Consider the following 25,929-nt stretch of genomic DNA (forward strand, 5'->3'; position numbering starts at 1 on the left):
CCGCGCTGACATCATTGCTGTCCTCCGTCCCGGACTACGTCGAGTACAGGGACTCGATCGTATCGGTGTAGCGGGTGGCGATCGGGATTCGCCGGAGTTTGCCGGTTGCGGTCAAAACGTCGCTGCCCGGCTCCCACACCTCGGTGAGCACGAGGTATTTCTTGATCTGCTCCACACGGGAGAGCTTGTTGTTGGCGGCCGCCACGCCTCGTTCGATCGCCGCAAGCACCTCCGGGTTCTTCGCCAACTCGGCGACGGTGGCTGCGGCGAGCTGGTTGCGTTGCGCGAACGCAGTGGTCAGATCGGGGTCGAGGCAGATCAGCGCGGTGTTGTATGGGCGCTGCTCGCCGATCACCACGACAGTGCCCGCCAGCGGGCAGTTCTCGGTGACCGTGTTCTCGATATTGGACGGCGACATGTTCTTGCCCGCCGCGTTGATGATGAGTTCCTTCTTGCGGTCGACGATCGAGAGGTAACCGTCGGCGTCGATGATGCCGATGTCGCCGGTGTGCAGCCAGCCGTCGGCATCCACCGTCTCCGCGGTCTTTTCCGGGTCGTTGCGGTAGCCGCGCATCACCATCTTGCCGCGGATCAGCACTTCGCCGTCGTCGCCGAGTTTCACCTCCGCTCCGGGTAGCGGCGTGCCGACGGTGCCGATTTTGACCCGCTCCGGCCCGTTCAGCGTTGCTCCCGCGGTGCATTCGGTCATGCCGTACCCCTCGCACAACGGCAGACCGAGGCCGAGGAAGAATTCGTGCACCTCCGGCGGAATCGCCACCGATCCGGTGACTGCGACGCGCGTGCGATCCAGGCCGAGGTGGGTGCGGATGGGGGCGAGCACCAGGAGCTCGGCGAGCCGGTGCCGGAGTCGATCCAGCGGGCCGAGGGTACGACCGTCGGAGATTGCGCGAGCCTTTGCGCGGCCGACGCCGATCGCCCAGAGCACCAGTCGGCGCTTGATCGGGCGCTCGGCGTTGAACCGATCCTCCAGAGCACCTTTGACTTTCACCCACACGCGCGGTACACCGAGGAAGACTGTCGGATGCACCTCGGTAAGGGCATCCGCCACCTTCCCGAAAACGGCGACGGTGGTGATCTCGCCGCCCTCGAGCATGGTCAGATAGTGTGCGAACCACCGGTTGGCGGCGTGCGCGTCGGGCAGGTAAGAGATCACCCGATCGTCCGGTCCACCGCCGCCGAATTGTTCGATGACACGGGCGTTTTCGATGAAGTTGGTGTGGGTGAGCTCGACGCCCTTGGGTGGCCCCGTGGTGCCCGAGGTATAGACGATGGTCAGTAGATCATCGGGTTTCACTGCGCGCCAGGTGGTGTCGAAATCGAAGTCCGCCAGTAGCGCTGCCTCGACGGCCGATAGCGCAGTCGTGCCGTCCGGTGCTTCATCGACGCAGATCACATGCTCGACTCGGTTGCCGTGCTCGGCGGCCTTGGCCGCTGCCGCGCGGATCTGTGGCACGAACTGGCGCTCGCAGATCACCACCTTATTGCCGGCGTTGCCGAATTGGTAGGCGAGCAGGTCGATGGGGTTGGTGTTGTACACCGAGAACGGGGTGCCGCCGGTGTGCAGAACGGCGGTGTCGCACAAATGGAATTCGGGACGGTTGGTCATCATCAGCGCGACCGTGTCGCCGGGGCGCACGCCGAGTCCGGCCAGCCCTGCGGCGATGGTGCGCACTCGATCGGCATAGGCCCGCCAGGTGATCGTGACCCCGCCGCCCATGGTGCGCAATGCAATGGCGTCGGGATACTTCGCGGCATTCGCCTGAAATGCGGCACACAGTGTGTCCGGACGGGCCGCGCCCGCCGGGACTGTCGATGAAACCAAGACCCAACCTTCTGCTCACATCCGGTCGAGGCGCACCGTCGTCCTGCGACTCGGTCGACCTCGTTGGCATCTCTCACCTCACCGCATACCCGAGCAGTGGCACCAGCGGCAAACACCAAGACTGTTGCCCGCAGCCTTGTGCATTCGACCAAATTCATGTGCTCGACGGCTCGATTCCGCCCCGGTCATCCGGAGTCCGTGAACTGGATCGCGTCACCGGTGACAAAACGGGCGGAACCTGGATTGCATTGCGGCACGGTGGCGCGGCTCGCGAGCGGCATCCATGTCGGTGGGTGCGACTCGGGCTGGGTGCGATGTCGGGATGGTGCCGGGCGTGGGGTGCGTCGGAGTCGTGTTCGTTTCGCGCGCAGGTCGCTGTGTGCCGTCGAGATCAGCGTGTGGTGCGCGCAGTTACGGGCGGTGGAGTTCCACTGCGAGTGAGAGCAATTCGGCCATGTGATCGCCGTCGGTGCAAGCGAGCCGAATGGCCTCGGGGATCGGAATTGCGCGCACCTCGATGATGTTCTCGGCATCGTCGGGATTGCTGGGCGCGGATTCCAGGACGACGTCGGCAGCGCACCACAGCCACGCCTTGTGCGGGTGCGGCTGCCAATCGCGATAGGGCGCAGGATGATCGGAGGTCGCGTAGTGGGCGCCGAGCCACCGGACCGAGCCCACCGGCCGGGCACCCGCCTCCTCGCGCAGCTCACGCCGCATGCACTCGTCGATGCTCTCGCCCGCCTCGCGGGTGCCGCCCGGGACGAGCCACACGTCGCGGTCGTCGCGGCACAGCACGATTTCGTTGCCGACGAAACAGACGACATGGATGTTTGTCACGAGACCATCGGGCGGCGGGTCGGTCGAGAACTGGACGTCCAGACCGCCCCACTCCCAGCGAGTGGGGGTGTGCAGCAAGGGATACCGGTCGGCGAGTGTCACACCGACGACGGTAGCTATTCTGTGCCGGTTTTGCCGATCTGCATATGTATATGGTTGAAATGCGCCTCGCGGCCGCTCTTGGCGGGCAATGGGTGCGACGCCGGGTGGTCCGGGTGCATGATGAAGCTGCTGTCGCCGATCGCGCTGGTGACGCCGGCGGTGTCCGCGCCGTCGGAGGTGTCCTACCATTCAGTGGCGATGAAGTCGTAGACGCTGCGGAAGAAATCGGCGATGACTTTCGAGTTCGGCGAAAGCATCATCTTTACTCATTGCGCGTGCCGGATCCGACATGACACTCCTCCAGGTGCTGATGGAATTGATACGTCGACGCGAGATCGGTGACGCAGGGTAAGAATCCGGCGCAGTCCCATGGAGGGCACGAGTAGCTGCGCACTCGTATTCCGGTCCGCCGCGACCCGGTGGGCAGGCGGCGCTGCCTGGTCGCGTGGGTATCCCGACGTGCGGTTATGTGATCGGGCAATAAATCGAGCGCGTTGTTGGCTTGCCGTTCGGCCGCGATCGGCCGACCACATGACAGGCTTTCGGTGGAAGCCTTGTGCAGGCAGGTTCGGTGCGGGAACATGTGTGCCTGAAGATATGGCCGCGGGAGGTGGTCGAATGAATGGAGGCGATGCAGCCCATGTGCTGACGGCAAGAATTGTCATGGCCCTTGCCGCGGAATCCGATACCGACCAGGTGGACCGGCTGGCACGGCAATTGCGCGCAGAACTGTCCGAACTCGATGTCGATTCGGTGGCACTGGTTCGCGACAGTCCGGTGCCGGATTCGGCGAAGTCGGCCGACCCCGTCGCAATCGGCGCGCTGGTTGTCGCATTGAGTGCATCCGGCGGAGTGTTCACCGCGCTGACCGAGATGCTGCGTGACTGGCTCAACCGGCAGGCCGCGGCCCGCAAGATATCGGTGACAATCGATGGTGACACCATCGAACTGGAGCGCGCGACGGCCGACCAGCGTGGTGCACTGATCGAGGCATTCCTGGTGCGGCACACCGCAGAAGGGCGACGGCCGTGACAAGGCGCATCGCCTTGATCATCGCGACCTAGGATCGTGACCCTCCCGTTTCCGCCGCTCGTTTCGCCGAACGCGGTGGCTCGCGATGCCGGGGCGGTATATGTGGCCGATAGCAGTGTGCTGAACCTACCGGGCGGTTCCGCGACTGCGGTAGAGCTGCCGTTCCCGCCCTTCGGCGGCGGTGACCGTCCACGGGTACTTGCCCTCGACTCGACCGGCGCGGTCTATGCCGCCGATTCGTCACGGGTGTTCATGCTCGGGCCGTTCGCGAGTGAGCGCGCGGTAACTGATATTCCACAGCCACTCCACCGGTCCGCGCTCGAAGCGGCGCAGCCAGAGGTGCGCGAAGACGACGATGATCAGCGCGACCAGCAGATAGATGCCGAGCGTGAACGGGATGCGGGCATCGGGAGACACCCGGGCGGCGAGGCCGAAACCCCAGCCGTAGCACAGGATCGACGCCACCAGGTTCTGCAGGATGTAGCAGCTCAGTGCGGTGCGGCCGACGTCGGTGAGGCGGCGGCCGACGAATCCGACACGCGGGCGGTGCAGAGAGAACTCGGCCACCAGTGCCAGGATGCCGAACGAGACGACCGGTGCCGTGCCGTATCGGGTGAACAGCAGCATGTCGCCCCCACCGAGTACACCGACGATCAGATCGAGGGGAGCCGCCACCACGAACCCGGCGATCATGAGCCGCTTGCGGATTCGTGCGCCTTCGGGTCGGAAGACTCCGGCCCGGAACAGCCGAGCACCAGCCAGGAACAGCGCGATCGACATGGGGAACACGAAGATCGCCTCCAATCGGAACATGCCCGCGTTCTCCAGCCGGAACAGCATCAGATCCCAGAACGATCCGTCGGCATAAGGATTCGGGTCGAGTGCCTGTCCCGGCCCCGAGTCCTGGCGGGAATCGAACGCCATGCCGACCGCGATCGACGTCAACATCGTGAGGTGGATGCCCGCCGTGACGATCAGCCAACGACGTTGCGCGCGTGTGCTTGTCGCGAGGATGAAGGCGACGACCAGTCCGGTGAGCGCGTACCCCATCAGCACGTCGAACTCGGCGATGAATAAGAAATTCAGCAGTCCGTCGAGGAATAGCAGCCCGGCCCGCCACGGATAGCTGCCCGGCCAGCGGCGGCCTGCTCGCGCGGCCGAACCCTGCTGGATGGCGAGCCCGATGCCGAACATGATGGTGAGCAGCCCGAGGAACTTACCCTGCGCCACCTGCTGCATGACCCGCTCGGCCCACATCCAGCCGGTCGCCTCGGTGTGCAGCTCGTCGAGGTAGCCGACGAGGCCCGCTACGTCGGTGAGGATCCAGATGTTCGTGCCGAGCGTACCGAGGATGGCGATGCCGCGCAGCACATCCAGCGCGACGACTCGCGAGGGCGCGGCGGGAGTCGGTGCTGCCATGTTCGGCTCATCCGCTTTGCGGTGTCGCCCCGCGGTATCCGAGTGGGAATCGGCGATCGATTCGGTCATGGTCCGAATATCCCGTTCACCGAGGCCGGATGGGTCCTCCGTAAGTACCACCCACGGTATGAGATCGAGGTCCGCCGGATGGCCGATGCCCTCGATCGAGCGCGGATGCCGACGACGGACTTTACGCCGCCCCGGGGACACCGGGGCCGCAGCCGCATTCGTCCAAGTGTGGGACTGTCGACGGCCTTGGGCGACTGCACACTAGGCTCGTCGCTATGCAGCGCATCATCGGCATCGAGGTCGAATACGGCATCTCCACTCCCACCGAGCCGTCCGCCAACCCGATCCTCACCTCCACCCAGGCGGTCCTCGCCTATGCGGCGGCGGAGGGTGTGCCACGCGCGAAGCGAACTCGATGGGATTACGAGGTGGAGTCGCCGCTACGCGATGCGCGCGGCTTCGACTTGAGTCGGATGAACGGGCCTGCGCCGGTGATCGACGCCGACGAGGTAGGTGCGGCGAACATGATCCTCACCAACGGCGCCCGACTGTATGTCGACCATGCCCACCCCGAATACTCCGCACCCGAGGTCGTCGACCCGATGGACGCGGTGATCTGGGACAAGGCCGGTGAACGTGTGATGGAAGCCGCGGCGCGGCATGCGTCGAGCGTGCCGGGCGCACCGCGGCTGCAGTTGTACAAGAACAATGTCGACGGCAAGGGGGCCTCCTACGGCACCCACGAGAACTATCTGATGAGCCGCGAAACCCCGTTCAATCAGATCATCGTCGGTCTCACCCCGTTCTTCGTGTCGCGTCAGGTGATCACGGGTTCCGGTCGGGTCGGTATCGGCCAGTCCGGTGATCACGCCGGTTTCCAGCTGTCCCAGCGTGCCGACTACATCGAGGTCGAGGTCGGCCTGGAGACCACGCTCAAGCGCGGCATCATCAACACCCGCGACGAGCCGCACGCCGACGCCGACAAGTACCGCAGACTGCACGTCATCATCGGCGACGCCAATCTGGCCGAAATGTCGACCTACCTCAAGGTCGGCACCACCGCGCTGGTGCTGGACCTGATCGAGGCGGGCGAGGACCTGTCGGATCTGCAGCTGGCCCGCCCTGTCACCGCGGTGCACCAGATCTCGCACGACCCCACCCTGCGCGCCACGGTGGCGCTCACCGACGGCCGTGAGCTCACCGGTCTGGCCTTGCAGCGCATCTACCTGGATCGGGTGGAGAAGTACGTGGCACGCAGCGCCAACGACGATCCCCGGGTTCGCGACATCATCGAGAACTGGGCGCTGGTGCTCGACCTGCTCGAACGTGATCCGATGGAATGCGCCGACCTGCTCGACTGGCCCGCCAAGCTGCGTCTGCTCGAGGGGATGCGCAAGCGTGAGGGCCTGAGCTGGGCCGCGCCCAAACTGCACCTGATGGACCTGCAGTACTCCGACGTGCGGCTGGACAAGGGGCTCTACAACCGCCTCGTGGCACGCGGATCGATGAAACGTCTCGTCACCGAGCAGCAGATTCTCGATGCGATGACCAAGCCGCCCACCGACACCCGCGCCTACTTCCGCGGTGAGTGCCTGCGCCGCTTCGGCGCCGATATCGCTGCCGCGAGCTGGGATTCGGTGATCTTCGATCTCGGCGGGGATTCGCTGGTGCGCATCCCGACGCTCGAGCCGCGCCGCGGGACAAAGGCGCACGTCGGCAAGCTGCTCGACGGCGTCAACACCGCCGCCGAGCTTGTCGAACAGTTGACCACCTGAGTGAGATCCGGTGTCGACTCGGCCGCACATCGGCTCGGAATACGACACCGTGTCGGTGTCGCTGGGTAGTGTTGAAGGACGAGCACGGACATTGCTCATGATCAGGGCCGTGCTCGGACCATGAGCCCTGGTCATGATGAGGACAGAGGAGGTCGGCTGCCATGGCACAAGAGCAGACCAAGCGCGCCGGGGGCGGCGACGAGGATGAGGGCCCGGAGGGCGTAGACGCCGCCGGACAGGAGCGCCGCGAGAAGCTGGCGGAGGAGACCGACGACCTGCTCGACGAGATCGATGATGTGCTCGAGGAGAACGCGGAAGACTTCGTTCGTGCGTACGTGCAGAAGGGTGGCCAGTGACAGCAGGTGACCCGCTGCGTCTCCACCCGGGACACGCTCTCTCGTCATTCACCGAACATCTCCGCATGCACGCACCGGAACTGTTGCCCGGCAACAGATTCGCCGCGATAGAGGGTGCCACCGGAAGCTCCGGTGGCACCGCCGCGAAGGACCTGGCTCCGCACGGGACCACCATCGTCGCGGTCTCCTATCGCGGTGGCGTGCTGATCGCCGGTGACCGGCGGGCCACCATGGGAAACCTGTTGGCCAGCAGGGACATGGAGAAGGTGTACATCACCGACACCTACTCGGCGGCAGGCATCGCGGGCACCGCGGGCATGGCCATCGAGATGGTGCGGCTTTTCGCGGTGGAGCTCGAGTACTACGAGAAGATCGAAGGTGTCTCGCTGACCTTCGACGGTAAGGCGAACAAGCTCTCGAAGATGGTGCGGGACAACCTGCCCGCGGCGCTTCAAGGTCTTGCGGTGGTCCCGGTGCTCGTCGGCTACGACGAATACGCCACCGATCCGGACAAAGCGGGCCGCATCGTTTCCTACGACGTGGTCGGCGGCCGCAGCGAGGAACGTTTCGGCTACACCGCTGTCGGATCCGGTTCGAATTTCGCCAAGTCGTCGCTGAAGAAGCTGTACGCCAAGGGAATCGACGAGGACCGCGCACTGCGCATCGCCGTCGAGTCGCTCTTCGATGCGGCCGACGACGACACCGCCACCGGTGGTCCCGACATCATGCGCGGCATCTATCCGACGGCGATCGTCGTCAACGAGGAGGGCGCCGATCTGGTGCCGGAGGAGCGTTTGGCGGAGATCGCGCGTGGGATCGTCGCCGACCGCGAGGCCGCGGAAGAAGGGAGTGCGCAAGCATGACACTGCCGTATTACGCGTCGGCCGAACAGATCATGCGCGACAAGACCGAACTTGCGCGCAAGGGCATCGGTCGTGGTCGCAGTGTCATCGTGTTGGTGTACGACAAGGGTGTGCTGTTCGTCGCCGAGAACCCGTCGGCGACGCTGCACAAGGTGAGCGAGCTGTACGACCGCGTCGGGTTCGCCGCGGTGGGCAAGTACAACGAGTTCGAGGCGCTGCGCCGCGGTGGCATCCTGCAGGCCGACCTGAAGGGTTACCAGTACGACCGGCGCGATGTCACCGGTCGCGGCCTCGCCAACGCCTACGCGCAGACTCTCGGCACGATCTTCACCGATCAGCTCAAGCCGTACGAGGTGGAGATCTGTGTGGCCGAGGTGGGGTATCCGGAGCAGACGCCGACCTCGGTGCTCTACCGGATCACCTTCGACGGTTCGATCGTGGACGAGCGCGAATACGTGGTGATGGGCGGCACGACCGAGCCGATCCTCACCGCGTTGAAGGCGTCCTACCAGCCGGGTCTCGACCTGTCCTCGGCCGTCGGCGTGGCCGTCAAGGCGCTGACCGCGGGGGTTCCCGAGGGCGCGGACAAGGAGAAGCGCATACTCGGGGTGAGCTCGCTCGAGGTCGCCACACTGGAGCAGGCCCGGCCGCGGCGGGCGTTTCGCCGGGTTTCGGACACCGCCCTGGAAGGGCTGCTGGCCGGCAGTAAATCGGGCAGCAAGAGCAAGGCCGCCGCAGCGACCGCTGCGGCGGAAGCGGAGGACGCTCCGAAGTCGGAGTGATCGTCGCCTGATCCGGTCCTCGAGGCCCCCGGTGTTCCGTCCCACGGAGCGCCGGGGGTTTCGTTCGTCGCTGGTACTTTTCCGTCGAATGTTGCGCCGACGTGCAAAATCGTTGTGAAGACGTATGCATCCGGGTTGTCCGCACTCCCACGCGGGTACATGACATGGCTGTAATGTCGATGGTGTGCAGCGACGAATCATGGGGATCGAGACCGAATTCGGTGTGACGTGCACCTTCCACGGACACCGCCGGCTCAGCCCTGACGAGGTAGCCCGGTATTTGTTCCGCCGGGTAGTTTCCTGGGGCCGTAGCTCGAACGTGTTCCTCCGCAACGGTGCTCGGCTCTACCTCGATGTCGGGTCGCATCCGGAGTACGCCACGGCCGAGTGCGACAACTTGGCTCAGCTGGTCACCCATGACAGGGCGGGCGAGCGGGTGCTGGAGGAGCTGTTGATCGACGCCGAGCAGCGCCTCGCGGAGGAGGGCATCGGCGGTGATATCTACCTGTTCAAGAACAACACCGATTCGGCGGGCAACTCCTACGGTTGTCACGAGAACTTCCTCGTGGTCCGGGCCGGTGAATTCTCCAGGATCTCCGACGTGCTGCTGCCGTTCCTGGTCACCCGCCAGCTGATCTGCGGGGCGGGCAAGATCCTGCAGACGCCGAAGGCGGCCACGTTCTGCCTGTCGCAGCGTGCCGAGCACATTTGGGAGGGTGTGTCCTCGGCGACCACCCGGTCGCGGCCGATCATCAACACTCGCGACGAGCCGCACGCGGACGCGGAGAAATACCGCCGTCTGCACGTGATCGTCGGCGACTCGAACATGTCCGAGACCACCACCATGCTCAAGGTCGGCACGGCCTCGCTGGTGCTGGAAATGATCGAGGCGGGGGTCTCGTTCCGCGACTTCGCGCTGGACAACCCGATCCGCGCCATCCGTGAGGTCAGCCACGACCTGACCGGCAAGCGTCCGGTGCGGCTGGCTGGCGGCAGGCAGGCCAGCGCCCTGGAGATCCAGCGCGAGTACTACGCACGCGCCGTCGAGCACCTGCGTAACCGCGACCGCGATCCCCACGTCGACCAGGTCGTCGACCTGTGGGGGCGGACCCTGGACGCGGTCGAGGCACAGGACTTCGCGAAGGTCGACACCGAGGTCGACTGGGTGATCAAGCGCAAGCTGTTCCAGCGCTATCAGGACCGCTACGGCATGGAGCTGTCGGATCCGAAGATCGCCCAGCTGGATCTGGCTTATCACGACATCAAGCGCGGCCGCGGTGTCTTCGACCTGCTGCAGCGCAAGGGCCTGGCCAAGCGGGTCACCGAGGACGAGGCCGTGGACGCCGCGGTCAACACTCCGCCGCAGACCACCCGGGCCAAGCTGCGCGGCGACTTCATCACCGCCGCGCAGGAGGCGGGTCGCGACTTCACCGTCGACTGGGTGCACTTGAAGCTGAACGACCAGGCGCAGCGCACCGTGCTGTGCAAGGATCCGTTCCGCTCGGTCGACGAGCGTGTCGACCGGCTCATCGCCTCGATGTAGCGAGCAGCTCGACAGCGGGCCCGGGTTTTCGTACCCAGGCCCGCTTGCTGGTCTACGAAAACTCTTGTGGCCGAAGCGAACAGTCGTGGCTAGGACTCTGTCAGATACCGCTCGACCTTCTCGACTTTCGTGGTCATCGCGTCGGTGACGCCGGGCCGGATGTCGGCCTTGAGCACCAGGCTGCACCGCGGTGCTACCGCGAGGATGGCGTCGGTGGCCTGCTTCACGACACTCATCACCTCGTCCCATTCACCCTCGATCGTGGTGAACATGGCGTCGGTGCGGTTCGGCAGTCCGCTGGCGCGAACCACCCGGACCGCCTCGGCCACGGCACGGCCGACGTCGACGCCGGTGCCGAGCGGAGTCACGGAGAAAGCGACGATCATCCGGTAAGTGTGACACGTCCGTAGCGCGCGAATAGTGCGCCGCCGCGCCGTTGCGCCGCCCGGCCCATTACCCTGTTCGGGTGGCGATATCCAAGGTCGAGCGGCTGATGAATCTGGTCATCGCGCTGCTGTCGACCCGGCAGTTCTTGACCGCGGAGCGGATTCGGGACAGCGTCGCCGGCTACGAGGAGTCGGTCAGCGACGAAGCGTTCAGCCGGATGTTCGAGCGGGACAAGAACGAGCTGCGTGACCTGGGCATTCCGCTCGAGGTAGGGCCGGTGAGCCGGTATTCCACGATGGAGGGCTACCGGATCAACCGCGACGATTACGAGCTGCCCGAGATCGATCTGACCAGCGAGGAGGCCGCCGCCGTCGCGGTCGCCGTGCAGATGTGGGAGTCGCCGGAGCTCGCCAACGCGGCCGAGGGCGCATTGCTCAAGCTGCGCGCGGCCGGAATCCACGTCGAGACCGATGCCGCGGTGGCGTCGGTGCCCGCGGTGCCGGCGCGGACCCGCGGCTCGGAACCGGTGCTCGGCAAACTGCTGACGGCCATCGACGCGGGGCAGGCGGTCCGGTTCGAACACCGCGGCGCGGTCAACGCGCCCTATCTCATGCGTGATGTGGAGCCGTGGGGTGTGGTCACCCACCACGGCCGCTGGTATCTCGTTGGCCACGACCGGGACCGGAACGCAGTGCGCAGCTTCCGGCTCTCGCGGATCGGTGACGATGTAACCGCCTATGGCCCGCCGAACGTGGTCAGCAAGCCGGATGGGGTGGATCTGCGCGCGATCGTCGACACCGTCACCGGCAGCGCCCCGGTGACCGGCTCGGCCACCGTGTGGGTGGCCGACGATCGCGGCCGGGAAATCCGCAGGCTCGGCCGGATCGCCGGCGACCGAATGATCGGTGCACGTCACGGTGTCGTGGTGGAGCTGCCCGTCCGCTCCCGCGACTGGTTGGCCCGGTTGATCACCGGGCTCGGACCCGATGCGGTGGTGCTCGCGCCCGAGGAACTGCGCGCCGATGTCGTTGCGAGACTGCGGTCGGTCTTCGATCGCACGGAGGTGACAGCGTGAGCTCACGGTTGTCGGTTCGGCTTTCGCGGTTGCTGAACATGATCCCGTATTTCATCGCCCATCCCGGCATCAGCGCCGCCGAGGCGGCCGTCGATCTCGGCGTCACCACCAAACAGCTGATGGGCGACCTGAATCAGCTGTGGATGTGCGGGCTGCCCGGTTACGGACCCGGTGATCTGATCGATCTGTCGTTCTCCGAGGAGAGCATCGAGGTCACCTTCTCGGCGGGCATCGACCGTCCGCTGCGGCTGACCTCCACCGAGGCCACGGCCTTGCTTGTCGCATTGCGGTCGATCGTGGACATGCCCGGCATGGTCGATCCGACCGCGGCGCACGCGGCGATCGCGAAAATCGAATCGGCCATCTCCCACGGTGGATCTGCCGAAGGCGTGGGGCTGGGGGAGTCGTCGAGCGCGCCGGTGGAGGCGCCCGCGGTGGCGACGGTGCGTTCTGCGCTGGCTCGCCAGCATGCGCTGCGCCTGGTCTACTACTCGGCCAGTCGCGATGTGGTGTCCGAACGGGTCGTCGATCCCATCCGAATCGTCTTGGTGGACAACAACAGTTACCTTCAGGCGTGGTGCAGGCAGGCAGAAGGGGTGCGGCTGTTCCGGTTCGACCGGATCGAGGCGGCCACCGAATTGGCTGAGCAGGCACGCCCGCCCAGTCATGCGACCGAGGAGTCCGCCGCACTCGACCTGTTCCAGGACGATCCCGCGGTTCCCTTGGCTCGCTTACGGATTCGCGGCGACTACGGCTGGGTGCTCGACCAGTATCCGATGCATCGGCTGGCCGTGCATCCCGACGGCAGTCTCGAGGCGACCATGCGGTTCGCCACCCTGGATTGGATGGCGCGGTTGCTGCTCGGCTTCGGCTCGGGTGTCACCGTGCTCGGGCCGCCCGAGTTGGTCGCCGCCGTGCGTGAGCGCTCGAATGCCGCGCTGGCGGCGTACGAAGAAGTCGGATCAGAGGAAGTCGGGCCGGTGTGACCTGTCACGTGATGGTGCTCGGCGCCGGCAGTGTCGGCACCTTCGTCGGCGGCAAGCTGGCGGCGGCAGGCGCGGACGTGACGTTCGTCGGCAGGCGTCGCGCACTCGATGAGATCAGCGGGTCCGGGCTGCACCTGACCGACCTCGACGGCGGCGAGGACGTGGTGGGCGCAGACGAGTTCCGTGTCGCCACCGAGCCGACGGACGTCGGGTCGGCGGACTTGGTGCTCGTCACCGTGAAATCAGCGGCGACCTCCGAGGCGGTGCGCGAGTTGGCGGGCAAGATTCGCCCTGGCACCGTGGTGTTGAGCCTGCAGAACGGGATCGGCAACGACACCGTGATCCGGGATGTCCTGCCCACCTGCGTGGTGCTTGCGGGCATGGTGATGTTCAACGTCGTCCATCACGCGGACGGTCGCTTCCATCGCGGCACCGACGGCGGGCTCGCCGTGCAGGATGATCCGGCATTAGCGCACTTCGTCGAGCTCTTCGCGCGGGCCGGGCTGCCGCTGCGCCGTCATCCCGACCTGCTGCCTGTGCAGTGGGCGAAGTTGCTGCTCAATCTCAACAATCCCATCAACGCACTCTCCGGCAGGCCGCTGCGCGAGGAACTCGCCGACCGGAATTACCGCCGCTGCCTGGCGCTCACCCAGGGCGAAGCGCTCGCCGCGATGAACAGAGCGCGAATTCGCCCGGCCCGGCTGACCCCGCTCCCGCCGCACCTCATGGTTCGGCTGCTGACCGTCCCGGACGGGATCTTTCGCCGGGTGGCGGGTCAGGTGCTGGCCATCGACCCGGTCGCACGCTCGTCGATGGCCGACGATCTCGCGCTCGGCCGCAAGACGGAGATCTCCTGGCTGTGCGGCGAAATTGTGAGCCTCGGCGCCATGGTCGGTGCACCGACACCGGTGAATCAACGACTGATCGAATTGATCGTGGCCGCCGAACACGGCGACCGGCGCACCTGGACGGGCCCCGAACTGTGGGATCAGCTGCGGGCCGCGGCTGCCACCGCCCGGGGTTGAACGTTGGGCAAACGAGTACTGACGCGGGAGTTCGCCCACGTCATGGTCCGGTAGCATCAGAGCTACCACATTCTTGGGAGGTTAACCATGGGCAGTCTGAGCATCTGGCACTGGCTGATCATTGCCGGGCTCTTCGTGATGTTCTTCGGCGCGAAGCGGATGCCCGACGCCGCCCGCAGCCTGGGTCGGTCGTTGCGCATCTTCAAGAGCGAGGTCAGCCAGATGCAGAGCGAGAGCACCGCGCCGGCGAGCGCGGCACCGGTTCAGCAACCGGTCCAGGAGCTGCCGCAGGCGACCATCGCCCAGTCGCAGGCGACCGCCGCGGAGCCCCAAACCACGCCGAAGTCGGTCTGAGTCGAGCTTCAGCGCCGGGGTGAGTTGCACTCACTCCGGGCATAGCGCTGTTGCCCGCCGAATCGACGGCGCCGCCGCCGACGCGGGCACATCCAACCCAGGGGCCAACACACCACCATGCGAATCCCGTTCGATCCTCGGCACAGCAAGCGCAGGACGAATCCCGACGGCACCATGTCGTTGGTCGAGCATCTGCAAGAGCTGCGCAGCCGATTGCTGATTTCGATCGCCGCAGTCCTGCTGACCACGTTGTTCGGTTTCTTCTGGTATTCGCATTCGATCTTCGGCCTGGAGAGTCTCGGCGACGTTCTGCTCGGGCCGTACTGTTCGCTGCCTGCCTCCTCCCGAGCCTCGCTCACGCCGGACGGCGCCTGCCGATTGCTGGCGACCGCCCCGTTCGAGCAGTTCATGCTGCGTTTGAAGGTGGGCATGACGGCGGGCGTGGTGCTCGCCGCGCCGATCTGGCTGTACCAGTTGTGGGCGTTCATCACCCCGGGTCTGTACGCCAAGGAGCGCAGGTACGCGGTCGGGTTCGTCGCGTCCGGCACCGTACTGTTCGCCACAGGCGCGGTGCTGGCGTATGTCGTTGTCGCCCATGCGTTGAGCTTCCTGCTGAGCATCGGCAACAACGCGCAGATCACGGCGCTGAGCGGTTCACAGTATTTCGGGTTCATCATTCAGCTGCTGATCATCTTCGGCATCAGCTTCGAAACACCCTTGCTGATCGTCGGATTGAACCTGGTTGGGGTGCTGACCTACGCCCGACTGAAGGCCTGGCGACGCGGACTCATCTTCGGGCTCTTCGTCTTTGCCGCCATCGTGACTCCGCAGGACCCGTTCTCGATGCTGGCGCTTGCCCTGGCGCTGACCGTCTTGTTCGAGGTGGCCGTACAGTTCGCTCGGGTCAACGATCGGCGTCGCGCACGCAAGGAAAGTGAAAGTCTTGCGGCGCTGTCGGATGAGGAAGCATCCTCGCTCAGCGGCCCCGAGCCGATCCGGCCGGCCGAGTCGATTGTCGAACCGACAGAGAAATCTGGGCGACCGATGTCGGACTACTCCGATACCCTCTGACGGTGTCATATCACCGGTCGCAGGTAGGCGAGCTGGCAAAGTTTTCCGCCGAGCTGAGTTTCACTCTGGATCCATTTCAGCGCGACGCCTGTGCGGCCCTCGAGGGTGGGCACGGCGTGCTGGTATGTGCGCCGACCGGTGCGGGCAAAACCGTCGTCGGTGAATTCGCGGTGCACCTGGCGCTCGCTGCGGGTGGAAAGTGCTTCTACACCACGCCGATCAAGGCGCTGTCCAACCAGAAGTTCGCCGATCTCACCGAGCGGCACGGCCGCGATCAGGTGGGTCTGCTCACCGGAGACCAGTCGATCAATCCGGATGCGCCGGTGGTGGTGATGACCACCGAGGTGCTGCGCAACATGCTCTATGCCTCCTCGGATGCCCTGCGCGGGCTGGCCTTCGTAGTGATGGACGAGGTGCACTATCTCGCGGACCGCTTCCGCGGCGCGGTGTGGGAAGAGGTCATCCTGCACCTGCCGCCCGATGTGCGGCTGGTCAGCTTGTCCGCGACGGTCAGCAACGCCGAGGAATTCGGCGCGTGGATGGAGACCGTCCGGGGCGACACCGCCGTGGTGGTCGACGAAACGCGCCCGGTACCGCTGTGGCAGCACGTGATGGTCGGGCGGCGGATGTTCGACCTGTTCGACACCGACTCCAGCGAGCAGAAGATCCTCGTCGACGAAGACCTGGTCCGCTATATCCGGCAGCGTGAGAGCGCGGATCGGATGAACAGCTGGGGTGGCCCGCGCAACGGTCGCGGCGGTGGGCCCCGCCGAGACTTCCGCCCGCTGCCACGGCCGGAAGTGCTCGCCAAGCTCGACGACGAAGGGCTGCTGCCCGCGATCACCTTCATCTTCAGCAGGGCGGGCTGTGACGGCGCGCTGGCGCAGTGCCTGCGCTCCCGGCTGGACCTGAGCAGGGACGACGAAACCGAGACGATCGACGCCATTGTCGAGAAGCACACCGGAGATCTGCCGAAAGACGATCTCGAGGTGCTCGGTTACTGGGAGTGGCGCGAGGCGCTGCACCGCGGGCTTGCCGCGCATCACGCCGGCATGCTGCCCGCCTTCCGGCACACTGTCGAAGAATTGTTCGTGCGTGGGCTCGTGCGGGCGGTATTCGCTACGGAGACACTGGCATTGGGCATCAATATGCCCGCGCGCACGGTGGTGCTGGAGCGGTTGGTCAAGTACAACGGTGAGTCGCACGCCGAGCTCACCCCGGGCGAATACACCCAGCTCACCGGCCGTGCGGGCCGCCGTGGCATCGACGTCGAGGGCCACGCGGTGGTGCTGTGGCAGCCGGAGGTCGACACCAGTGCAGTGGCCGGTCTCGCCTCGACCCGGACCTATCCGCTGCGCAGTTCGTTCCGGCCCGGCTACAACATGTCGATCAACCTGATCGACCGGATGGGTGCTGCGGAAGCCCGCGCCCTGCTCGAGCGCTCGTTCGCACAGTTCCAGGCCGACCGTTCGGTGGTGGGGCTCGTGCGCGGCATCGAACGCAACGAAGACCAGTTGCGCAAGCTGCGCACCCAGCTCGGCGGCGCGGACGGTGAGTTCCTGGAATACATTTCGCTGCGCGATCGGATCAAACAACGGGAACGGCAGCTCGAACAACAGAACCGTTCCGACCGCCGCGGCGCTTCGGTGAGTTCGCTGACATCGCTGCGCCGCGGTGATGTGGTGGCGATTCCGTCCGGGCGTCGGGCCGGGCTTGCGGTCATCCTGGAGCCGGATGCCACCCCGGGCGACCCGCGCCCGCTGGTGCTCACCGAGGATAAATGGGCGGGCCGGGTATCGGTCGCCGATTTCCCGGTGCCCGCGAAGGCACTCGGTCATATGCGTCTGCCCCGCCGGGTCGATCACCGGACCGCCAGTATTCGCCGTGACTTGGCCTCGGCGCTGCGCAGCACCGGTATCTCGGTACCCGGCCGCCAGCGGCGCGGCCAGCGATCCAAGGTGGCTGAGGATCGGGAACTGGACACACTGCGGCGTAGCCTGCGCTCGCATCCGGCGCACACCCGCGCCGATCGCGAGCAGATGAGTCGGGTCGGTGAGCGCTACAACCGGTTGGCGCGCGAGACCGAGACCATGCGCCAGAAGGTTGCCGCGACGACGAACTCACTGGCCCGAACCTTCGATCGGATTCTCGCACTGCTGGAAGAGCGTGGTTTCGTGCACGAAGGCGAGGTGACCTCGGAGGGGCGCAGACTGGCCAGGATCTACGCCGAAAGCGACCTGCTCGTCGCCGAATGCCTGCGCCAGGGACTGTGGCGTGGGCTCGGGCCCGCCGAGCTGGCCGCCGTCGTGTCCATCCTGGTCTACGAATCACGCCAGGAGGGTGGATATCTCGGCGTGAGCGGACCGACGGAGCCGATCCGGCGAGCGGTCGGCGGCACGGTCGGCGTGTGGACCCAGTTGCGTTCGGACGAGGCGCGCCACAAGCTGCAGCCGACCCGCGAACCGGATCTCGGATTCGTTACCGGTGTGTACAAATGGGCGCGCGGCGATGGGTTGGCCGAGTCGTTGCTGGCCAGCGGCGATCGGGGCACCCCGCTATCGGCGGGCGATTTCGTGCGCTGGTGCAGGCAGGTGATCGACCTGCTCGATCAGATCCACAGCACCGCCGACGACCCGGAGATTGCCGGGACCGCGGCGAAGGCGGTGCGGGCAATCCGACGGGGTGTCGTTGCGGTGGACGCGGCGTAGCCGATTCGATTGTGATTTGATTTCTTTCGCGTACCGACCGTGGCGGAGGAGTCGGACAGGATCGGTTCGGAAATGGGAATGGTCCTGTTCTGCGACGAGTCTCACGCGGGGGGCTACCGTATGTACAACGATGCGAGTGGAGGCAAGCAGATGAGCGGCCCGTACGGACCGAACGACGCCCCTGGTCCCGGGGAGGGACGCAACGACCCCACCCAGCAGTGGGGCGGACAGCAGACACCCGGTGGCGCGTCGCCGTCGCCGTGGGGTGGCCAGCAGCAGACGCCGCAGACTGCGCCGCCGACCCAGCAGTGGGATCAGTCGCAGCCTCCGCAGCCGCAGTGGGGTCAGCAACCGAGCCAGCCGAATCAGCCGCAGTGGGGCCAGCAGCCCAGCCAGCCGAATCAGCCGCAGTGGGGCCAGCAACCGAGCCAGCCGAATCAGCCGCAGTGGGGCCAGCAGCCCGGCCAGCCGGGTCCGCAGGACTGGGGCCAGCAGCCGCAGCAGCCGGGTCCGCAGGACTGGGGCCAGCAAGGACAGCAGCCGCAGTGGGGCCAGCAGGGTCAGCAGCCGCAGTGGGGCCAGCAGGGTCAGCAGATCCCCACACAGAGCGGTGGCAAGGGCAAAGGCCTGATCATCGGCCTCGGTGTCGGCGCGCTCCTCGTGGTCGGCGCCATCATCGCCCTGGCACTGGTGCTGACCAGCAAGGACGAGCTGGACAACACCGCGGTGCAAGACGGCGTCAAGAAGGTGCTTTCGGACTCCTACGGCATCCAGGATGTCGCCGATGTGTCCTGCCCCTCCGGCCAGAAGGTCGAGGTCGACGCAACTTTCACCTGCACCCTGAAGGTCAGTGGTGAGCAGAAGAAGGTCACCGTCAAGATCACCAAGGACGACGGCACCTACGAGGTCGGCCGCCCCAACTGACTCGGGTACCGGGACGCTCGCGCTGCGGCGCGGGCGCCCGGTGAGTCATCGAGCCCCGGGCGGAATGCTGCCTGGCGCAAATCATTTCACCGGCGCTGCTGAAGTGCGAACTCCGCCCGACTCCGCTGTGCGGCGTGTCAGGAGGCGTTGGCCGCCGCCAAAGCGGTGACCAGGCGCGCGACGGGGCTTTCCGCGTTGTATTCGGTGGCCAGTTCGCGCAGACGTTGCGGGTCCGCCGGAGTTGTGGGGAGCGTATCCGGTCGCGAGAGTTCGACTTCGGCGTCGCAGACCACGCGGACCACGGGAGCGGCGGCTTTCAGATAGGTCTCGGCGGCCCGCAGCTTGGCGCGCACACCCTGCGAAAGATCCGCGACCGGATCGTCGAGGGCGGCTTGCAGCGCTTCCAGTGAACCGAATCGGGAGATCAAGAGCGCGGCGGACTTGTCACCGATGCCTGCCACCCCGGGCAGCCCGTCCGATGCGTCACCGCGCAGCGTTGCCATGTCCGCGTAGGCCCGTCCCGCATTCGCCAGGGGCACACCGTATTTCGCGGCGACTTCAGCGGGGCCGAACAGTTCGGCCTTGGCCAGTCCGCGACCCGCGTAGAGCACGCGCACCTGCGGTGCAGGCTCGTCGCGCACCAACTGCAGCAGGTCGCGATCACCGCTGACGACCACCACCGGGTCGGTGTGCTCCCGGGTGGCCAGCGTCCCGAGCACGTCGTCGGCCTCCAGCCCCTCCGCGCCGCCCGTCGCGATGCCTGCCGCAGCCAGCACCTCCAGAATCATCTCGACCTGCGGGGTGAGCCGATCCGGCACTTCCTCGGCGCCAGGAGCGGCGTCCATCGAGGTGTCGAGGCGGTGCGCCTTGTACGAGGGCACCAGCTCCACCCGGAACGCAGGCCGCCAATTCAGGTCGAGACAGACAACCAACCTGCTCGGCGAATGCTTGGTGATGAGCGACGCGACCATGTCGGTGAAACCACGCACCGCATTCACCGACCGGCCGTCGGGTGCGGTGATCTTCTCGGGGATCGCATGGAATGCGCGGAACCATAGGCTCGCTCCGTCGAGCAGTAGGAGAGGTCCACCGGAAGTCGCGGCTGAAGTCACGCTGGTGAGGCTACCTGCCCATCCCGACAAGCCTCGGTGATTGCGCTCCCGACCCGGCTTTCGGCACCGATAATCCAGGTCGGGAGCGTGAGCACTGCGCTCAGGGGCGGCGGCGGAGACCCGTGTCTACGGGCTGAGTTCGACGTGCTCACGCGGCCGTCGTACGCCGCGCCGACGATCCATGAACGGTGTTGCGCCGCCACAGGTCGGGCGAGCTCGTGTCCAGGGGTTGCGGTTGCAGAAGCGGGGTAAACGGCCTGTCGGGCAGCGGTGGCGGGTAACGTCGAGGGGTATGAGCTCGCACACGGAGTCACGATTTGCGGCGGATGTCTACGGTAATCGGCTCGAGCGGGCCGTCGAGCTGATGCGGGCCGCTCATCTCGATGCCCTCCTGATCACGCCGGGGCCGGATTTGCGGTACCTGATCGGGTCGGCGGCCGAATCCTTCGAGCGGCTCACCTGCCTGGTGATCCCGGCCGACGGTGCTGCGCCCTCGGTGGTGATCCCGAAGTTGGAGCTGGCATCGCTGGAGGGTTCGGCGGCGGGCGATCTCGGTTTGCCGGTGTTCGATTGGGTCGACGGCACCGATCCGTATCAGCTGGTGAAGTCGGCGCTGCATGTCGGTTCCCGGGTCGCTGTCACCGATGCGATGCCCGCACTGCACCTGCTGCCGTTGGCGGAATCCTTTAGCGGCCTGCCGGTTTCGGCTACGCCCGTGCTCCGTGAAATGCGCATGGTCAAGGACGCCGCGGAGATCGACGCGCTGCGCAGGGCCGGAGCGGCGATCGACCGCGTGCACGCCAGGATGGGTGAGTGGCTGCGCGCCGGGCGTACCGAGGCAGAGGTGCGCGCCGACATCGCGGCCGCGATCGTCGAGGAGGGCCACACCGCTGCCGCGTTCGTCATCGTGGGCAGCGGCCCGCACGGTGCGGACCCGCACCACGAGGTATCGCAGCGGGTAATCGAACAGGGTGATGTGGTCGTGATCGATATCGGCGGTCCAGTAGAGCCCGGCTATTACTCCGACTCGACCCGCACCTACGTGCTCGGCGAACCGAGCCAGGATGTGGCGGTGCAATTCGCTGAGCTGGAACAGGCCCAGGCTGTCGCGGTCGCCGCGGTCCGCCCCGGCGTGACCGCCGAATCGATCGACGCCGCGGCGCGAAACCCGTTGACCGCCGCCGGTTTCGGCCCCGCCTTCGTGCACCGCACCGGTCACGGTATAGGCCTGTCCGTGCACGAGGAGCCGTACATCGTCGCGGGCAACGACCTGATCCTGCAGCCGGGTATGGCATTCAGCATCGAACCCGGCATCTACTTCCGTGGCGAGTGGGGCGCCCGGATCGAAGACATCGTCGTGGTCACCGAGGACGGCTGTGAGTCGATGAACAACCGCCCACACGGGCTGACGGTGTTGTAAGCCCGGGTACTGGCAGCCGCCCGCGGCGGCGTCGCCCTGCAGTTGCCCGAGGCCTCAGCTCGGTGTCGTGAGTGTGCTGCTCGACAACACTCGCCGCACCTGAATTGCGATTACCACGCGGGTCGGGTTCTCTCGGGGCACGCGGTAGCGTCCGGCGTAGCGATCGACTGCTTCGGCGACGCTGTCGGGGTCGTCGAGGACGATTGCCGGGCCTTCGAGGGTGAGCCAGCGAATGCCGTCCACCTGGCTGACCGCCGCGTACCCAGACCGGCGCACATTGCGCACTTTCACCGATCCGTCATTGGTGATCACCCGCGCGAGCCCGGCCTCGGGATCCCAGGTGAACCCCACCGCGACAACGTGCGGGGTGCCATCTGCTCGCAACGTGGTCAGCGTCGCGAGGTGCCGCTCGGTGACGAACTCGAGTGCGGTCGGGGACAGCTGTGCTGTGCTGGTCGGCATCCCACGACCGTAGTCGTGGTCGATGTGGAAGCCGGTGGCGACCGTCGGTGACCGGGCGGCACTGCGGTTACCTGGAATCATCGGTCCGCGAACGTGCTGTCGCGTTGTCGGATGGTCGGCGCAAGGTGTGCAGCGGGGGGAGAGCAAACTGTGGGCATGGGATTGCGAGGTGGCGGGATTGCCGACGGGCCGGTGCTGTTGCTCGGTGGGCGCAGCGAGATCGGGCTCGAGGTGGCCCGGCGGTTGGCGCCGGGGCGGGTGGTGATTCTCGCGGCGCGGCGTAGCGGCGAGTTGGCCGAGGAGGGCGCGGCTGTGCTGGCTGCCGGGGCGACGGCGGTGCATTGCATCGAGTTCGATGCCGATGACACGGCGAGTCATCCCGCGTTGCTCGAGAAGCTTGCGGCCGAGCATGGCGGATTGGGGGTGACCGTGCTCGCGTTCGGGGTGCTGGGAGATCAGGCGCGGGCCGAGCAGGATCCGGCGCATGCGCTCGCGGTGGTGCATACCGATTTCGTCGCACAGATCAGTGTGCTCACCACGCTGGCGAATCTGCTGCGTACGCAGGGCAGCGGCCAGATCGTCGTGTTCAGTTCGGTCGCGGGGGTGCGGGTGCGCCGGGCCAACTACGTGTACGGCTCGGCCAAAGCGGGACTCGACGGTTTCGCCGGAGGGCTTGCGGATGCGTTGCACGGCAGCGGTGTTCACCTGCTGCTGGTCCGCTCCGGCTTCGTGATCGGACGGATGACCGAGGGCATGGACCCGGCTCCATTCTCGAGCACGCCGGACCAGGTCGCCGTCGCCGTGGTCAATGGTCTCCGTCGCCGCGCAGGTCGGGTGTGGTGCCCGCGCGTACTGCAACCGGTGTTCTTCGTCATGCGCCTGCTGCCACAGGCAGTGTGGCGGCGGATGCCTCGGTGACCGGGCCGACGCCCGCTTCTGGATCGACTTCCGGATCGTCTGGGATCGATCAGCCGGAGGCCGTGTTGGGTGCGGCGCGGCCGGGGAGTGCATCGATTCCGGTCGCCGGATCGGCCCGCAGGTCGCCTCGGAGTGTAGAGCCCGAAGCGCGGCCGAACCCGGCGCGGTCGGCGGCCGAACCGATCAGTCCAGCCGAAATATGTTCTGTCACACCGGGTATCGATACTGAGGTTGCCGTGGCGAATGTCGTGTCGTGGACGGGCCCGGTGATATCGGTTGTCGGGATCGGAGCCGACGGGTGGGACGGGCTCGGGCGGGCAGCGCGGGAGGCGATCGCCGGATGCGCGGTGTTGTTCGGAGCGGAGCGCCAGTTGGCTTTGGTGCCAGTCGATCCAGCGATTGAGCGGGTGGCATGGCCGTCGCCGTTGGTGCCTGCGTTGCCCGGGTTGTTCGAGCACTACGCGGGCGCTCGTATCTGTGTGCTGGCCAGTGGCGATCCGATGTTCTACGGAATCGGGGTGACGCTGGTGCGACTGTTCGGCGCTGTGGCCCTGCGGGTGCTGCCGCAGCCCTCGTCGGCCGCGTTGGCATGTGCGCGGTTGGGGTGGGCGCTTGCCGAGGTGCCGGTGGTCAGCGCGGTCGGTCGGCCGGTGGAGGCGGTGCTGCCGGAGCTGGCGGATCGGCGGCGGGTGTTGGTGCTCAGCGCGGATGAGCACACGCCGGAGCGGATCGCGGAGCTGTTGCGCCGCAACGAATTCGGTGGGTCGACGGTGACGATACTCGCACAGCTGGGTGGCCCGGACGAGCGGGTTCGGGTGGCCACCGCACAGAGCTGGGATCTGCCTGCAGGCGATCCGCTGAACATCGTGGCGATCGAATGCGTCGCGGATTCGAAGGGCCCGCGTGCCACGAGGATCCCGGGCCTCCCGGATGCGCTGTTCGGTGGCGACGGGCAACTCACCAAAGCGGAAGTGCGGGCGCTGACCATTGCGGCCCTGGCGCCCGCACCGGGAGAGCTGCTGTGGGATGTCGGCGGCGGCTCGGGCAGCATCGCCATCGAATGGTGTCGCACACACCCGGGTTGCCAGGTGATCGCCTTCGAACGGCTCGAGCACCGGAGGCGCCAGATCGCCGACAATGCCACCGCCCTGGGTGTCCCGCAGGTCGTCGTGCGCGGGGAGGTGCGCACCGAGGTCGGATCGACCGAATATGCCCCTCCTGACGCGGTTTTCGTCGGTGGTGGGATCACCCAGGATGGCGTACTCGAGACATGCTGGTCGTACTTGCGCCACGGCGGCAGGCTCGTCGCGAACGCGGTGACCGCGGAATCGGAGGCGCTGCTGCTGAGCTGGGCAAAAACCCACGGCGGTGAATTGCGCAAGTTTCAGATTTACCGGGCGGAACCATTGGGGACGTTCACAGCATGGCGCCCACAACTGCCGGTGACGCAGTGGTCGGTGCGCAAAGAGGGCAAGGACTCGCTGTGAAAGCCTCGATCGGAACGGTGATGCAGGCCGAGGTGAACAGGTAGGGTCGGGCCCGAGATCCGAGCGTGATCGGAAATCCGGTTCCTGATTGGGAGATTGATGAAGTACAAGAAGTTTGCCGCCACCTCGCTGTTGGCCATCGCCGCCACGGGTATCGCGGCCGGCACATCCGGTGCCGCGCCGGCGGCCCCGGCGCCCGCGGTGCAGAACCAGACGACCTCACCGACCGTCACAGGCGAGGACCAGACCGTCGGCTACGCGGTGCAAATCGTCGACAAGTCGATCGTGACCACCCTGACCGGTGGTGCGTTCAGCCTCGATGCCGACCAGAAGTACGTCACGGTGAAGAACGAGGCGGGTGTGGTCGTCACCTCGATCCCGCTTGCGGCCAAGGTGGGCGAGGGGGACGTCATCCCGATCGCGGCCACCATCGATCCCACGACACAGCGGCTGACGCTGACGCCGGAGGTCAAGCCGACCGCTGCCGCGCCGTCCGCGGCCGAGATCAGTGCGTCGCAGGACTGGTTCTTCGCCGAACTGCAGCGCGCATCGCTCGGTGCCCTCATCGGCGCCGTGATCGGGTTCTTCTTCTTCGGCATCGGCCTGCCGGTGGGTGCGCTCATCGGCCTGCTCATCGCGGGCGGACCGAACCTGATCAACGCGGGCATCGCCTACTTCAGCGGTCAGCCCTGAAAATCCTGATTCTGGGCGGTACCCGGGAAGCCCGGGAACTCGCCGAAATCGCGTCCGGCGAGCGGGGATTCGATATCGTTTCCTCGCTCGCCGGACGCGTCAGCGACCCGCTGCTGCCCGAAGGCGTGGTGCGGATCGGCGGCTTCGGTGGCGTCGACGGCCTAGGGGAGTGGCTGGTAGCCAACGCAATCGAGGTGGTGATCGACGCTACGCATCCGTTCGCGGCCACGATCAGCGCGAACGCAGCCACTGCGACGGCGCGGGCGGATCTGCCGCTGCTGCATGTGCGTCGGCCCGGCTGGTCCGCGGGGCCGGGGGACAAGTGGATCCGCGTGCCCGATCTCGAGGCCGCCGCGGCAGCCGTTGTGGGACTGGGCGATCGAGTATTCCTGACGATCGGTCGGCAGGGGGTCGGCGCCTTCGCCGGCCTGACCGCGCCGTGGTTTCTGATCCGCGCGATCGACCCGCCGGTGGGCAGCCTGCCGCCACATCACGAATTACTGCTTGCACGTGGCCCTTTCGCGGTCGAGACCGAATCGCAGTTGCTGGCATCGCACCGCATCGACGTGCTGGTCACCAAGGACAGCGGGGGAGATCACACCGACGCCAAGCTCGTCGCGGCTCGCGGCGCGGGTATTCCCGTCGTCATGATCGACCGTCCCGCGCTCCCGGCCGACGCGATCGTTGCGGAGAACGTGCCGGACGCCGTGCAGTGGTTGCGCACACTGTCCGCTTCCCGCGCCTGA

24 protein-coding genes are annotated in these 25,929 nt (G+C 66.6%); 18 read left to right on the forward strand and 6 right to left on the reverse strand.

The features are described from left to right. Positions 1 to 34: 34 nt before the first annotated feature. Together OHA42_RS22305 and OHA42_RS22310 are read right to left on the reverse strand one after the other, a co-directional pair. Entirely contained in the window at positions 35 to 1,843 is a 1,809-nt protein-coding gene (locus tag OHA42_RS22305; protein ID WP_406229811.1) for an AMP-dependent synthetase/ligase, read from the reverse strand. Positions 1,844 to 2,254: 411 nt separating this feature from the next. Then, positions 2,255 to 2,782, reverse strand: a complete 528-nt coding sequence (locus tag OHA42_RS22310; protein WP_406229812.1) for an NUDIX hydrolase — start codon at positions 2,780 to 2,782, stop codon at positions 2,255 to 2,257. 618 nt (positions 2,783 to 3,400) lie between these two features. On the opposite strand from OHA42_RS22310, the gene OHA42_RS22315 reads away from it, so the two are divergent. Further along, entirely contained in the window at positions 3,401 to 3,814 is a 414-nt protein-coding gene (locus OHA42_RS22315; protein WP_406229813.1) for a hypothetical protein, read from the forward strand. 240 nt (positions 3,815 to 4,054) lie between these two features. Here OHA42_RS22315 and OHA42_RS22320 read toward each other — a convergent pair whose 3' ends face one another. Then, positions 4,055 to 5,233, reverse strand: coding sequence for a DUF418 domain-containing protein (locus OHA42_RS22320; protein ID WP_406239541.1), 1,179 nt, complete (start codon positions 5,231 to 5,233; stop codon positions 4,055 to 4,057). Positions 5,234 to 5,517: 284 nt separating this feature from the next. On the opposite strand from OHA42_RS22320, the gene dop reads away from it, so the two are divergent. From dop to pafA, 5 genes are all read left to right on the forward strand, one after another. Next, positions 5,518 to 7,017 carry a depupylase/deamidase Dop gene (dop, locus tag OHA42_RS22325; protein WP_406229814.1) on the forward strand — a complete coding sequence of 500 codons (1,500 nt, stop codon included), beginning with the start codon at positions 5,518 to 5,520 and terminating at the stop codon, positions 7,015 to 7,017. Positions 7,018 to 7,178: 161 nt separating this feature from the next. Continuing rightward, positions 7,179 to 7,373 carry a ubiquitin-like protein Pup gene (locus tag OHA42_RS22330; protein WP_019047503.1) on the forward strand — a complete coding sequence of 65 codons (195 nt, stop codon included), beginning with the start codon at positions 7,179 to 7,181 and terminating at the stop codon, positions 7,371 to 7,373. A gap of 65 nt (positions 7,374 to 7,438) precedes the next feature. Continuing rightward, positions 7,439 to 8,236 carry a proteasome subunit beta gene (gene prcB, locus OHA42_RS22335; RefSeq protein WP_379063792.1) on the forward strand — a complete coding sequence of 266 codons (798 nt, stop codon included), beginning with the start codon at positions 7,439 to 7,441 and terminating at the stop codon, positions 8,234 to 8,236. Then, complete coding sequence (prcA, locus tag OHA42_RS22340) at positions 8,233 to 9,018, forward strand: proteasome subunit alpha (protein WP_406229815.1); 786 nt, start codon at positions 8,233 to 8,235, stop codon at positions 9,016 to 9,018. The genes prcB and prcA overlap by 4 nt, the downstream gene beginning before the upstream one ends. A 184-nt stretch (positions 9,019 to 9,202) precedes the next feature. Continuing rightward, positions 9,203 to 10,561: a Pup--protein ligase gene (pafA, locus tag OHA42_RS22345; RefSeq protein ID WP_406229816.1), complete on the forward strand. Its 1,359-nt coding sequence runs from the start codon at positions 9,203 to 9,205 to the stop codon at positions 10,559 to 10,561. Between the two features lie 89 nt (positions 10,562 to 10,650). Here pafA and OHA42_RS22350 read toward each other — a convergent pair whose 3' ends face one another. After that, on the reverse strand, positions 10,651 to 10,947 hold the full coding sequence (locus OHA42_RS22350) for an MTH1187 family thiamine-binding protein (RefSeq protein WP_406229817.1): 297 nt from the start codon (positions 10,945 to 10,947) through the stop codon (positions 10,651 to 10,653). A gap of 80 nt (positions 10,948 to 11,027) precedes the next feature. Here OHA42_RS22350 and OHA42_RS22355 point away from each other — a divergent pair, with 80 nt between their 5' ends. The 7 genes from OHA42_RS22355 to OHA42_RS22385 all read left to right on the forward strand — a co-directional run bounded on the left by OHA42_RS22355 (position 11,028) and on the right by OHA42_RS22385 (position 19,091). Continuing rightward, entirely contained in the window at positions 11,028 to 12,023 is a 996-nt protein-coding gene (locus OHA42_RS22355; RefSeq protein WP_406229818.1) for a helix-turn-helix transcriptional regulator, read from the forward strand. Then, on the forward strand, positions 12,020 to 13,009 hold the full coding sequence (locus OHA42_RS22360; protein WP_328400456.1) for a YafY family protein: 990 nt from the start codon (positions 12,020 to 12,022) through the stop codon (positions 13,007 to 13,009). The genes OHA42_RS22355 and OHA42_RS22360 overlap by 4 nt, the downstream gene beginning before the upstream one ends. Next, positions 13,006 to 14,034, forward strand: a complete 1,029-nt coding sequence (locus OHA42_RS22365; RefSeq protein WP_406229819.1) for a 2-dehydropantoate 2-reductase — start codon at positions 13,006 to 13,008, stop codon at positions 14,032 to 14,034. The genes OHA42_RS22360 and OHA42_RS22365 overlap by 4 nt, the downstream gene beginning before the upstream one ends. Before the next feature lie 87 nt (positions 14,035 to 14,121). Next, on the forward strand, positions 14,122 to 14,388 hold the full coding sequence (gene tatA, locus OHA42_RS22370; protein ID WP_406229820.1) for a Sec-independent protein translocase subunit TatA: 267 nt from the start codon (positions 14,122 to 14,124) through the stop codon (positions 14,386 to 14,388). 117 nt (positions 14,389 to 14,505) lie between these two features. Then, complete coding sequence (tatC, locus tag OHA42_RS22375) at positions 14,506 to 15,459, forward strand: twin-arginine translocase subunit TatC (protein ID WP_406229821.1); 954 nt, start codon at positions 14,506 to 14,508, stop codon at positions 15,457 to 15,459. A 2-nt stretch (positions 15,460 to 15,461) separates the two neighbouring features. Beyond that, on the forward strand, positions 15,462 to 18,167 hold the full coding sequence (locus OHA42_RS22380) for a DEAD/DEAH box helicase (protein WP_406229822.1): 2,706 nt from the start codon (positions 15,462 to 15,464) through the stop codon (positions 18,165 to 18,167). Between the two features lie 150 nt (positions 18,168 to 18,317). Further along, entirely contained in the window at positions 18,318 to 19,091 is a 774-nt protein-coding gene (locus OHA42_RS22385) for a DUF4333 domain-containing protein (protein WP_406229823.1), read from the forward strand. Positions 19,092 to 19,228: 137 nt separating this feature from the next. On the opposite strand, the gene OHA42_RS22390 is transcribed toward OHA42_RS22385, so the two are convergent. Next, positions 19,229 to 20,203 carry a 5'-3' exonuclease H3TH domain-containing protein gene (locus tag OHA42_RS22390; RefSeq protein WP_406229824.1) on the reverse strand — a complete coding sequence of 325 codons (975 nt, stop codon included), beginning with the start codon at positions 20,201 to 20,203 and terminating at the stop codon, positions 19,229 to 19,231. Between the two features lie 292 nt (positions 20,204 to 20,495). Between OHA42_RS22390 and OHA42_RS22395 the strand changes: the two genes are divergently transcribed. Further along, positions 20,496 to 21,623, forward strand: coding sequence for a M24 family metallopeptidase (locus tag OHA42_RS22395; RefSeq protein WP_406229825.1), 1,128 nt, complete (start codon positions 20,496 to 20,498; stop codon positions 21,621 to 21,623). A 54-nt stretch (positions 21,624 to 21,677) separates the two neighbouring features. Here the strand turns inward: OHA42_RS22395 and OHA42_RS22400 are convergent, their stop codons facing one another. Further along, positions 21,678 to 22,085 (reverse strand): PPOX class F420-dependent oxidoreductase, encoded by a 408-nt coding sequence (locus OHA42_RS22400; protein WP_406229826.1) that lies wholly within the window; start codon positions 22,083 to 22,085, stop codon positions 21,678 to 21,680. A 156-nt stretch (positions 22,086 to 22,241) separates the two neighbouring features. Here OHA42_RS22400 and OHA42_RS22405 point away from each other — a divergent pair, with 156 nt between their 5' ends. From OHA42_RS22405 to OHA42_RS22420, 4 genes are all read left to right on the forward strand, one after another. Further along, positions 22,242 to 23,003, forward strand: a complete 762-nt coding sequence (locus OHA42_RS22405) for an SDR family NAD(P)-dependent oxidoreductase (protein ID WP_406229827.1) — start codon at positions 22,242 to 22,244, stop codon at positions 23,001 to 23,003. A 236-nt stretch (positions 23,004 to 23,239) separates the two neighbouring features. Next, the gene (gene cbiE / locus OHA42_RS22410; protein WP_406229828.1) at positions 23,240 to 24,490 is read left to right on the forward strand and encodes a precorrin-6y C5,15-methyltransferase (decarboxylating) subunit CbiE; all 1,251 of its coding nucleotides are present in this window, start codon (positions 23,240 to 23,242) and stop codon (positions 24,488 to 24,490) included. 99 nt (positions 24,491 to 24,589) lie between these two features. Further along, entirely contained in the window at positions 24,590 to 25,183 is a 594-nt protein-coding gene (locus tag OHA42_RS22415; protein ID WP_406229829.1) for a hypothetical protein, read from the forward strand. Further along, on the forward strand, positions 25,180 to 25,929 hold the full coding sequence (locus OHA42_RS22420) for a cobalt-precorrin-6A reductase (RefSeq protein WP_406239543.1): 750 nt from the start codon (positions 25,180 to 25,182) through the stop codon (positions 25,927 to 25,929). Before OHA42_RS22415 ends, OHA42_RS22420 begins: the two co-directional genes overlap by 4 nt.

The sequence above is a fragment of the Nocardia sp. NBC_01009 genome, assembly GCF_045208035.1.
Classification (GTDB): domain Bacteria; phylum Actinomycetota; class Actinomycetes; order Mycobacteriales; family Mycobacteriaceae; genus Nocardia.

Excerpts from the sequence above, each read along its gene's own strand:
- OHA42_RS22330 (WP_019047503.1), top strand. The coding sequence starts at position 7,179 with ATGGCACAAGAGCAGACCAAGCGCGCCGGGGGCGGCGACGAGGATGAG.
- dop (WP_406229814.1), top strand. The coding sequence starts at position 5,518 with ATGCAGCGCATCATCGGCATCGAGGTCGAATACGGCATCTCCACTCCC.
- OHA42_RS22315 (WP_406229813.1), top strand. The coding sequence starts at position 3,401 with ATGAATGGAGGCGATGCAGCCCATGTGCTGACGGCAAGAATTGTCATG.
- OHA42_RS22415 (WP_406229829.1), top strand. The coding sequence starts at position 24,590 with ATGAAGTACAAGAAGTTTGCCGCCACCTCGCTGTTGGCCATCGCCGCC.
- OHA42_RS22385 (WP_406229823.1), top strand. The coding sequence starts at position 18,318 with ATGAGCGGCCCGTACGGACCGAACGACGCCCCTGGTCCCGGGGAGGGA.
- tatC (WP_406229821.1), top strand. The coding sequence starts at position 14,506 with ATGCGAATCCCGTTCGATCCTCGGCACAGCAAGCGCAGGACGAATCCC.
- OHA42_RS22405 (WP_406229827.1), top strand. The coding sequence starts at position 22,242 with ATGGGATTGCGAGGTGGCGGGATTGCCGACGGGCCGGTGCTGTTGCTC.
- tatA (WP_406229820.1), top strand. The coding sequence starts at position 14,122 with ATGGGCAGTCTGAGCATCTGGCACTGGCTGATCATTGCCGGGCTCTTC.
- prcA (WP_406229815.1), top strand. The coding sequence starts at position 8,233 with ATGACACTGCCGTATTACGCGTCGGCCGAACAGATCATGCGCGACAAG.
- OHA42_RS22350 (WP_406229817.1), bottom strand. The coding sequence starts at position 10,947 with ATGATCGTCGCTTTCTCCGTGACTCCGCTCGGCACCGGCGTCGACGTC.
- OHA42_RS22400 (WP_406229826.1), bottom strand. The coding sequence starts at position 22,085 with ATGCCGACCAGCACAGCACAGCTGTCCCCGACCGCACTCGAGTTCGTC.
- OHA42_RS22395 (WP_406229825.1), top strand. The coding sequence starts at position 20,496 with ATGAGCTCGCACACGGAGTCACGATTTGCGGCGGATGTCTACGGTAAT.
- OHA42_RS22320 (WP_406239541.1), bottom strand. The coding sequence starts at position 5,233 with ATGGCAGCACCGACTCCCGCCGCGCCCTCGCGAGTCGTCGCGCTGGAT.
- prcB (WP_379063792.1), top strand. The coding sequence starts at position 7,439 with ATGCACGCACCGGAACTGTTGCCCGGCAACAGATTCGCCGCGATAGAG.